The sequence below is a fragment of the Kitasatospora sp. NPDC059462 genome (assembly GCF_042749955.1).
GTDB lineage: Bacteria > Actinomycetota > Actinomycetes > Streptomycetales > Streptomycetaceae > Kitasatospora.
The window spans coordinates 13,044-21,744 of the sequence record NZ_JBHYUU010000143.1 but is presented as its reverse complement, the minus strand read 5'-3'; the positions used below and the strand labels follow the sequence as shown (position 1 = coordinate 21,744).

The 8,701-nt window shown below is 75.7% G+C and carries 9 protein-coding genes; 7 read left to right on the top strand and 2 right to left on the bottom strand.

Annotated features, from left to right (window positions below; genetic code table 11):
- Both ACFXAM_RS28675 and ACFXAM_RS28670 read right to left on the bottom strand, forming a co-directional pair.
- The coding region (locus tag ACFXAM_RS28675; protein WP_380295513.1) for a M48 family metalloprotease at window positions 1–924 on the bottom strand (924 nt) is incomplete at its 3' end.
- The gene (locus ACFXAM_RS28670; RefSeq protein WP_380295512.1) at window positions 921–1,301 is read right to left on the bottom strand and encodes a BlaI/MecI/CopY family transcriptional regulator; all 381 of its coding nucleotides are present in this window, start codon (window positions 1,299–1,301) and stop codon (window positions 921–923) included. The genes ACFXAM_RS28670 and ACFXAM_RS28675, both read right to left, overlap by 4 nt.
- A 112-nt stretch (window positions 1,302–1,413) precedes the next feature.
- Here ACFXAM_RS28670 and ACFXAM_RS28665 point away from each other — a divergent pair, with 112 nt between their 5' ends.
- The 7 genes from ACFXAM_RS28665 to ACFXAM_RS28635 all read left to right on the top strand — a co-directional run bounded on the left by ACFXAM_RS28665 (window position 1,414) and on the right by ACFXAM_RS28635 (window position 8,574).
- Window positions 1,414–2,109: a DedA family protein gene (locus ACFXAM_RS28665; RefSeq protein ID WP_380295510.1), complete on the top strand. Its 696-nt coding sequence runs from the start codon at window positions 1,414–1,416 to the stop codon at window positions 2,107–2,109.
- Window positions 2,106–2,780: a phosphatase PAP2 family protein gene (locus ACFXAM_RS28660; protein ID WP_380295509.1), complete on the top strand. Its 675-nt coding sequence runs from the start codon at window positions 2,106–2,108 to the stop codon at window positions 2,778–2,780. Before ACFXAM_RS28665 ends, ACFXAM_RS28660 begins: the two co-directional genes overlap by 4 nt.
- 167 nt (window positions 2,781–2,947) lie before the next feature.
- On the top strand, window positions 2,948–3,460 hold the full coding sequence (locus tag ACFXAM_RS28655) for a pyridoxamine 5'-phosphate oxidase family protein (protein WP_380295507.1): 513 nt from the start codon (window positions 2,948–2,950) through the stop codon (window positions 3,458–3,460).
- Window positions 3,461–3,610: 150 nt separating this feature from the next.
- On the top strand, window positions 3,611–4,732 hold the full coding sequence (locus ACFXAM_RS28650) for a TIGR03364 family FAD-dependent oxidoreductase (protein ID WP_380295505.1): 1,122 nt from the start codon (window positions 3,611–3,613) through the stop codon (window positions 4,730–4,732).
- 40 nt (window positions 4,733–4,772) lie between these two features.
- Window positions 4,773–5,459, top strand: coding sequence for a phosphonatase-like hydrolase (locus ACFXAM_RS28645; RefSeq protein WP_380295517.1), 687 nt, complete (start codon window positions 4,773–4,775; stop codon window positions 5,457–5,459).
- A 403-nt stretch (window positions 5,460–5,862) separates the two neighbouring features.
- The gene (locus ACFXAM_RS28640; protein ID WP_380295504.1) at window positions 5,863–6,645 is read left to right on the top strand and encodes an alpha/beta fold hydrolase; all 783 of its coding nucleotides are present in this window, start codon (window positions 5,863–5,865) and stop codon (window positions 6,643–6,645) included.
- A gap of 501 nt (window positions 6,646–7,146) precedes the next feature.
- Window positions 7,147–8,574, top strand: a complete 1,428-nt coding sequence (locus tag ACFXAM_RS28635) for a sulfatase (protein WP_380295503.1) — start codon at window positions 7,147–7,149, stop codon at window positions 8,572–8,574.
- Window positions 8,575–8,701: the final 127 nt, after the last annotated feature.

Here is an 8,701-nt window from a genome sequence, read left to right as displayed (position 1 = left end):
CGGCCGGGGGGAGCGCCCGGCGGCGAGGGCGGCCCGGCCGACCGCGCGGGCGGTCACCGCGCGGTCGCCGACCCGGGCGGCGGCGGCCTCGTCGGCCCAGCGCTCCAGGTGGTAGCCGAGCGGTGCGCGCAGCGCCCGCAGGGCCGGGTGGGCGGTGGCCGCGTGGGCGGCGAGGGCGAGGAAGAGGTGGTGGCGGGCGGTCAGGTGGGTGCGCTCGTGGGCGAGCAGCGCCGCGCGTTCGCGGGCGTCCAGGGCCCGGAGCATGCCGGTGGTGACCACGATCCGGCCGGGTTCGGCGGGGCGGCCCGGGCGGCGGGGGCGGCCGGGCAGGGCGAAGGCGTCGGCGCGTTCGTCGGGCAGGACGGTGAGCTCGGTGGCGGGTGGGGTGGTGAGCCGTCGCCTGGCGCGCTGGGTCCACGGGGTGCGCGCCCGGCGCATGGATGCGCGCGAGGGGCGCGTGTCCGGATGCCGGTCGTGCGGGCCGGTTGTCCGGACGGTGGCGCCGGTGGTGGCGCGGGTCGCGGCGGCCTCGGAGCCGGCTCCGGCGTCGCTTCCGGTGGCGGCGTCGACGGCGCTGCGGGCGGCGTCCAGGTCGCGCCGGTGGTGCCGGGCGGTGCGCAGCGCGAGGGCGGCGAGGACGGCGAGTGCCAGGGCGGCCGGCAGGGCCGCCGCGGCCGGGGTGCCCGGCGTCCCGGCGGCGAGCCAGCGGGGGGAGAGGTGACCGAGGGCGGCGACCGGCGGCAGCCGGAGCAGCCCGGCCGCGGTGAGCAGCCCGAGCGAGCAGAGCGTGCCGCCCGCGAGCACGGCGGCCGTGGCGGCCAGCGTCCACGCGGCGGCGCGCGGCGGCAGCGCCTCGGCGAGCCGGCGGGCGGGCAGGACGGCGAGGAAGGGCAGCAGCAGCGGGGCCCAGACCGCGACGGTCACCGGGCGGCGTCCTCGTCGCCGAGCAGGTCGCGCAGCAGCCGCTCGTCCTCCGCCGAGAGGTCGGAGACGAACCGGGCGAGCACGGTCGAGCGGTCGCTCTCCCGGCCCAGTTCGGCGTGCATCCGGCGGGCGGCCAGCCCGGCCGGGTCGGCGACGGCCGGGGTGTAGGCGTAGCCGCGGCCGGCCCGGGTGCGGTGCACCGTCCCCTTGTCGTGCAGCCGGGCGAGGATCGTGGCGACGGTGGTGCGGGCCAGGCCGTCGCCGAGGGCGCCCTGGATGTCCTGCGGCGTCAGCGGCCGGTCCGCGGCCCAGAGGGCGGCGAGCACCTCGGCCTCCAGCTCCCCGGCGGGCCGGCGGGCGGACGGTACGTCGGACATGGCGGGGGTTCCTCCAGTTATCGTCTACAGTCATGTAGACCGTCTACGTGATTGTAGACAGTCGGGCGCGCCCTGCGGTGCCGCCCACCAACGTACGGGAGGTCCGTCGGCCTTGCTCGATCCGTCCGCCGCCTCGGCGCTCGTCACCCCGCTGGCCAGCGGGAACGCCCTCGCGGTCAATCCGCTGGACGCCTCGTCGCTGCTCGCCGCCTTCGGCGCGCTCGGCATCGCGGTCGTCCTGTTCGCCGAGACCGGGCTGCTGGTCGGCTTCTTCCTGCCCGGCGACTCACTGCTCTTCACGGCCGGCCTGCTCTGCGTCCCCGGGGCGACGAAGGGGCCGCAACTGGAGCTCGTTCAGGTGCTGCCCGCCGCCCTGGTCGGGGCGCTGGCAGGCGCCCAGGCCGGCTATCTGCTCGGACGGCGCGGCGGGCGCGCGCTGCTGCGCCGGTCACGGCGGCGCAGCCTGCGGGAGGGGGTGGTGCGGGCCGAGGAACTGCTCGCGCGCTACGGGCACGGCAGGGCGATCGTGCTGGCGCGGTTCGTCCCGGTGGTCCGGACGGTGCTGAATCCGCTCTGCGGCGTGCTCGACGTGCCGGTCCGCTCGTTCACCTTCTGGCAGGTGGCGGGCGGCGCGCTGTGGACCGTCGGGGTGGTGCTCGCCGGGTACGCGCTCGGGTCGTCCGTGCCCAGTATCGACCGTTATCTGCTACCTGTCATCGGTCTGGTAGTAGTTGTCTCCATGCTCCCGATTGTTCTGGAATTGTTCCGCGCCCGGCGGGCCCGCCGTCACGGCGGTGACGCCCGGTGACGGCGGCCCGCGAGCTGCTGGCCGTGTACGACGGCAGCGGCATCGACGGCGGCCTGTACCGCCGGGTGGTCGGCTGGGCGGACGCCGCGCCGCACTGGTTCAACCGGCTGGCCGAGCTGTGGTCACTGCTCGGCCTCGGCCTGTTCGCACTGCTGATGCTCGCCGCCTGGTGGCGGGCGCGCGGCGCCGCTCCGGCGGTGATGGCGCGGGTGCTGGCCTCGCCGCTGGTCGTGCTCGCCGCCTACGCGGTGAACTCCGGGTTCAAGGGGCTGGTGGAGGAGGTCCGCCCGTGTGCCCAGCTGCGGGTGCGCGACACCCTGGAGGCCTGCCCGGGCCCGGGTGACTGGTCCTTCCCGAGCAACCACACGGTGATCGCCGTGGCGGCCGCCGCCGCGCTCTGGTTCGCCGACCGCAGGATCGGCGCGGTGGCCGCGGTGGCCGCCGTGCTGATGGGCGCCTCCCGGGTCTGGGTCGGGGTGCACTACCCGCACGACGTGCTGGCCGGCGCGCTGGTCGGCCTCGTGGTGGCCGTCCCGCTCGCGCTGGCGGCGGGCGCGGCCGGGCCACTGGTGGAGCGGAACCGGTCCGGGCCGCTGCGGCCGCTGCTCGGCGCGGGTCCGGGGGCGGTGGCGGACCGGGCGGGCCGGCCGGTCGGCGCGCGGCGGGACTGACCCGGGCGCCGGTTCCGGGCCGGGCGCCGTCCCGGGCCTTGTGTGCCCGGGGTGGCGGGGAGAGCATGTGAGCCGGGCGCGGCCGCCCCCGAGGGGCGCACCCGCCCGGCTCAGTCGTGCCAGGGCGCCGCGCGCGCCGGGCGTGCCAGTGGAGGGAAGTGCTGCCCATGCCGTACCGACTCGACATCACCCAGGGGGACTGGCCCGCCGAGGAGCTCGGCAAGGGCGTCGAGGGGCTGCTGGCCGAGGCGATGGTGCTCACCCTCGCGACCGCGGGCCACGAGCACGGCCCGCACGCCAACCTCGCCTTCTTCGCGTACGACGACGACCTCGTCCTCTACTTCGTCAGCGAGCGCGCCACCCGGCACAGCCACCACCTGGCCGAGGAGGCCCGGGCGGCGGCCACGGTGTTCCTGCCGCCGCCGGTCTTCGGCGAGCAGTTGCGCGGCCTGCAGCTGACCGGCAGCGCGGGCGAGGCCTGGGGGCACCAGGCGGAGGCGGCGCTGGCCGCCTACCAGGGGCGCTACCCCGCCTTCGCGCAGGACGACGAGGTCCGGCGGCAGTTCCTGACCGGCGGCGGGGCGGCGGCGCTGTACCGGTTCCAGGTGGAGGAGCTGACGGCGGTCGACGAGCCGAAGTTCGGCCGGCGGCACTACCTGCGGGCGGCCGTGCGGCGCTGAACCGGGCAGGGCGGTCCGGCGGCCCGGGGGCCGCGGCCCGGGGATCCGGTCGAGGTTACCGTCAGGTTGTCTGTACAACTTATCGGTCGGTTCATCTGCGGGCCGCCGCTCGGACGCCCCTCGGTCACCCGGCGGCACCAGTCTGGCCGCATGAGAGTCATCGTCGTAGGAGCGGGCGTGCTGGGCACCATGCACGCCTGGCAGGCCGTCGAGCGCGGTCACGAGGTCGTCCACCTGGAGCGCGAGGCGGAGGCGCGCGGCGCCTCGGTGCGCAACTTCGGCCTGGTCTGGGTCAGCGGCCGGGCCCAGGGCGAGGAGCTGGAGACCGCGGTGCGGGCCCGCGAGCTGTGGGAGCGGATCGGCGGGCAGGTGCCCGGCCTCGGCTTCCGGGCCAACGGATCGCTCACCGCGATCCGCACCGAGGCCGAACTCGCGGTCGCCGAACAGGCGCTGACCCTGCCCGACGCCGAGCTGCGCGGCTACCGGCTGCTCGACCCGGAGCAGACCCGGGCCCTCAACCCGGCCCTGCGCGGCACGCTGCTCGGCGCCCTGCACTGCGAGCGGGACGCCGCCGTCGAGCCGCGCGTCGCCCAGCCCGCGCTGCGCGCCGCGCTGACCGCCACCGGCCGCTACACCTTCCTGCCCGGCCGCGAGGTCCGCGACGTCATCGGCGAGAACGCCGTCCGCGACGACCACGGTGACGTCCACACCGGCGACCTCGTCGTCCTGTGCACCGGCGCCTGGCTGGGCGGCCTGGTCCGCGAGCTGGCGCCCGAGCTGCCGGTGCGCAAGGTGCGGTTGCAGATGATGCAGACCGACCCGCTGGGCGAGACGCTGACCACCTCGGTCGCCGACGGCGACTCCTTCCGCTACTACCCGGCCTTCGCCGGCACCGCCCTGGACCGCCTGCGCGAGGTGCAGGCGCAGCCGCCGGTCGCGGCCGAGCACAAGATGCAGTTGCTGATGGTCCAGCGCCTGGACGGCGGCCTCACCATCGGTGACACCCACGAGTACGACCAGCCGTTCGGCTTCGACGTGGTCGAGGACCCGTACGACCACCTGGTGGGCGTGGTCGAGGACCTGCTCGGCCGCCCGCTGCCCCGGGTCCGCCGCCGCTGGGCCGGCGTGTACGCGCAGTGCGTCGACACCACCCGGGTCGTCCACCGCGAGCGGGTGCGCGACGGCGTCTGGCTGGTCACCGGCCCCGGCGGCCGCGGCATGACCTGCTCGCCCGCCATCGCCGAGACCACGGCGAACCTCGCCAACCTGTAAGCCCGTCAGCCCCGATAGTCCCGTAAGCCCGTCGAAGGAACTGAACATCGTGTCGTACGACATCCGCCTGGTCGTCCTGGACATGGCCGGCACCACCGTGGCCGACGACGGCCTGGTCGAGCGCGCCTTCCAGGCCGCCGCCGGCTCGCTCGGCGTCGAGGCCGGCAGCCCCGAGCACGCCCGCATGCTGGACCACGTCCGCGCCACCATGGGCGAGTCCAAGATCTCCGTCTTCCGCCACCTGTTCGGCGAGGAGGAGAAGGCCCAGCGGGCCAACACCGCCTTCGAGGCCGCCTACCACGACCTCGTCGACGCCGGCCACTGCGAGGCGCTGCCCGGCGCGGCCGAGGCCATCGCCGAACTCCGCGGCCAGGGCCGCAAGGTGGTCCTCACCACCGGCTTCTCCCGGGCCACCCAGGACCGCATCCTGACCGCCCTCGGCTGGGAGTCGATCGCCGACCTCACCCTGTGCCCGGCCGAGGCCGGCCGCGGCCGCCCGTACCCGGACCTCGCGCTCACCGCGCTGCTGCGCACCGGGACCGACGCGGTGCGCCAGATCGCCGTGGCCGGCGACACCGGCTACGACATGCTGACCGGCTCGCGCGCCGGGGCCTCCGTGGTGGCCGGCGTCCTCACCGGCGCCCATGGCGAGGAGCGCCTGCGGACGGACGGGGCGACGCACGTCCTGGCGTCCGTCGCCGAGCTGCCCGCGCTGCTGGCAGGCTGACCCGGGGGCACACCGGGGGGGCATATCGGGGGGCACACCGGGCGGGCGCGGCGGGAGGCGCGCCCGCCCGGCCGTCCGTCCGCCTCGTGCGCAGGCTCCGCCCAGGAGCCTTCGCGTGGACCGGATCGCTGCCGGCGCCCACGACCCGGCCGCGCCGGCCCGCCTCCGGGCGGCGGCGCCCGGCCGGAGCATGCTGCCGGAGAACGCCGCCGAGGCGGTGGCCGGCGCGGACGAGCACACCCGGCCGGGGCCGGTGTTCCCGCGAACGGGTGCTGCGTCCGGGAGCCGGAGCGCCCGCCGGCCGCCCGGGCCCCGCACGCGGCGCGGGCGGGCCCTCACGGGAACGGCGGAACCGGCGGGTTCGTGCGCTTGTGCCCGCCCCCGGGGTCGTCAGACTGGGGGCATGGAGACGATGGTGGCCGTCGCCGGCGGCGAGCTCTGGGCCGAGGACTCGGGCGGGGAGGGGCTGCCGCTGGTCCTGCTCCATCCGGGCGTCGGGGACTCCACCCTCTGGGACCCGGTCCTGCCCGCACTCGCCGCGCGGCACCGGGTGCTCCGCTACGACTGCCGCGGCTACGGCCGTTCGCCCGCGCCCGCCGTCCCGTACTCCCAGCTCGGGGACCTCGTGGCCGTCCTCGACCACTTCCGGCTGGAGCGGGCCGTGCTGGTGGGCAACAGCAACGGCGGGGCCACCTCGATCGACCTGGCCCTGACGGCCCCGGAGCGGGTGGCGGGCCTGGCCCTGCTCGTCCCCGCCGTGAGCGGCTACGACCTCACCGGCGCCGAGCTGTACCGGCAGATGGGCCGGCTGGCCGAGGCCGGCGACCTGGAGGGCATCGTCCGGCTCGGACTGGGCCTGTGGGGGAAGGCCGGCGGCGGCACCCCCGAGGCCGACCCGGTCGGCGCCGCGCACCTGAGGGCCGTGCTGCCGGCCTGGTTCGCCAACGTCGGGTACCTGCGGAGCGAACCCGCCGCCTTCGACCGGCTGGGCGGGATCACCGCGCCCACCGTGCTGGCCCTGGGGGAGCTGGACCGGCCGGTGGTCGTGGAGTTCAACGAGCGGACGGCGGCCCGGATCCCCGGCTGCCGGCTGGTGCGGCTCGCCGCCTCCGACCACTATCCGACGCTGCGTGAACCGGAGGCCGTCGCCCGGCTGATCGAGGAGCTGTACGACACCGTGACGTGAGGGGCGCGTCGGCCCGGCGCGACGCCCGGTCGTCGACGAGCGGAAACCTGCGGCCGGATATCCGACATGACCCGGAAACAAAAGCGTCCGGGTATTGCCAGCGTTCACCGGGAACTCCTACAGTCGCACGCATGGCAGCTGGAGAGTTCCTGGCTGCTCGCCGGCACGTCGATTTCGGACGGCTCGCGAGCGCCCTCTGTACCGCCGCTCCGGCGTGAGTCGGCGGCGGCCCCCGGACGGGTGGACGGGGGCCGCCGCAGCACCGCCGGACCTCTCCGGGGTGGCTCGCCCCCGCACCGTTCGTGCAGGTCGGTGACGTGCCCCGGTTCCTTCGCCGCGGATCCCCGGTGAGCCGCCGTGCCCGTGAATGCTGTCCGGGGTGCGGGCGCGGCCGTCGTGCGGACCGGTGGGCCGCTTCCCCGTGAATGATTCCGGCGCGCCCGCGCGGGACTTTTCCCGCAGGGCCACACCCGGAATCACCGAAAAGCATGGAGGGAATTCATGAGCGAGATCGGCGATTCGGAAACGAACGGTTCGCCCCGGGTCGGCCGGCGCGGCTTCCTCGCCGGCGCCGCGGCCGCGGCCGCCACCGCCGCCGCCCCGGTGGCCTTCACCCTGGCGTCCGCGGGCCGGGCCGAGGCGGCCGGTGCCGCCCGCCCCAACATCCTGCTGATCGTCACCGACGACCAGCCCAAGCACACCGAGTGGGCCACCCCGCAGATCGTGGACTGGATCGCCGGCCACGGCGTCCGCTTCACCAACGGCCACGTCACCACGCCGCTCTGCGCGCCCTCGCGGTCCTCGGTGTTCTCCGGCCGCTACGCCCACAACCACGGCGTGCGCAACAACGGCGCCTCGCACAGCCTGGACCAGCACACCACCGTCCAGCGCTACCTCAAGCAGGCCGGCTACCGCACCGGGCTGTTCGGCAAGTACCTCAACTCCTGGGCGGTGGCCGACAACCCGCCGCACTTCGAGGAGTGGGCGCTGCTCCAGCCCGCCTACAACAACGCCACCTGGAACATCGACGGCGACGTCCAGACCCTCACCGGCTACACCACCAACATCATCCGCAACCGCACCCTGGCCTTCCTCGACAAGGCCGCCACCGACACCCGCCCCTGGTTCGCCTACGTCACCCCGTACGCCTCGCACGAGCCCAACGTGCCGGCCCCCAAGTACGCGGACACCGTCGTCCCGCCGTGGAACGGGCGCCCCTCGGTGCCCGAGGCCGACCGCAGCGACAAGCCCGGCTACATCCAGAACGCCACCGCCACCCTCGCCGACGCCCAGGACGTGCGCACCCGCCAGCTGCGCACCCTGCTCTCCGTCGACGACGCCGTGCAGGCGATCCACGACAAGCTGGTGGCGCTGGGCCAGTTGGAGAACACCCTGGTCATCTACCTCGGCGACAACGGCTACACCTGGGCCGACCACGGCTGGCTCAAGAAGTCCGTGCCCTACTCCCCGGCGCACGAGGTGCCGTTCTACCTGTCCTGGCCGGCCGGCGGCCTCGGCGCGGGCACCACCGACCACCGGATCGTCGCCAACATCGACGTCGCCCCGACCATCCTCGACGCCGTCGGCATCACCCCCGACACCCCGCAGGACGGCCACTCGCTGCTCACCACCGCCACCAGGAACCACCTGCTGGTGGAGTGGTGGAAGCAGGGCACGGCGGCGGGTGGCCCGCCCACCTGGTCCTCGTACGTGGGCGCCGACAAGCAGTACACCGAGTACTACGCGCTGCACACCGACGCCAACGGCACGGTGTCCGGCACGGGCGAGGTGAAGTTCCGCGAGTACTACGACCTGGCGGCCGACCCCTACCAGCTGAGCAACCTGCTGTACCAGGCCACGCCGCAGCAGGAACAGGCGCTCGGCATCCCGGCGCTGGCGGCGCAACTGGCCGCCGACCGGGCCGCCTGACCCTTCCCCTGTGGTCCTGGGGGTGGGGGGCGCGCCCCCCCCCCCCCACCCCCCCGGGGGGGGGGGTAGGGCCGGGACTGTGGCGGGAATGGGGAAGGGGAGTCACCATCCGTAGCGGGCAGCCGCC

Excerpts from the sequence above, each read along its gene's own strand:
- ACFXAM_RS28670 (WP_380295512.1), bottom strand. The coding sequence starts at position 1,301 with ATGTCCGACGTACCGTCCGCCCGCCGGCCCGCCGGGGAGCTGGAGGCC.
- ACFXAM_RS28655 (WP_380295507.1), top strand. The coding sequence starts at position 2,948 with ATGCCGTACCGACTCGACATCACCCAGGGGGACTGGCCCGCCGAGGAG.
- ACFXAM_RS28650 (WP_380295505.1), top strand. The coding sequence starts at position 3,611 with ATGAGAGTCATCGTCGTAGGAGCGGGCGTGCTGGGCACCATGCACGCC.
- ACFXAM_RS28640 (WP_380295504.1), top strand. The coding sequence starts at position 5,863 with ATGGAGACGATGGTGGCCGTCGCCGGCGGCGAGCTCTGGGCCGAGGAC.
- ACFXAM_RS28635 (WP_380295503.1), top strand. The coding sequence starts at position 7,147 with ATGAGCGAGATCGGCGATTCGGAAACGAACGGTTCGCCCCGGGTCGGC.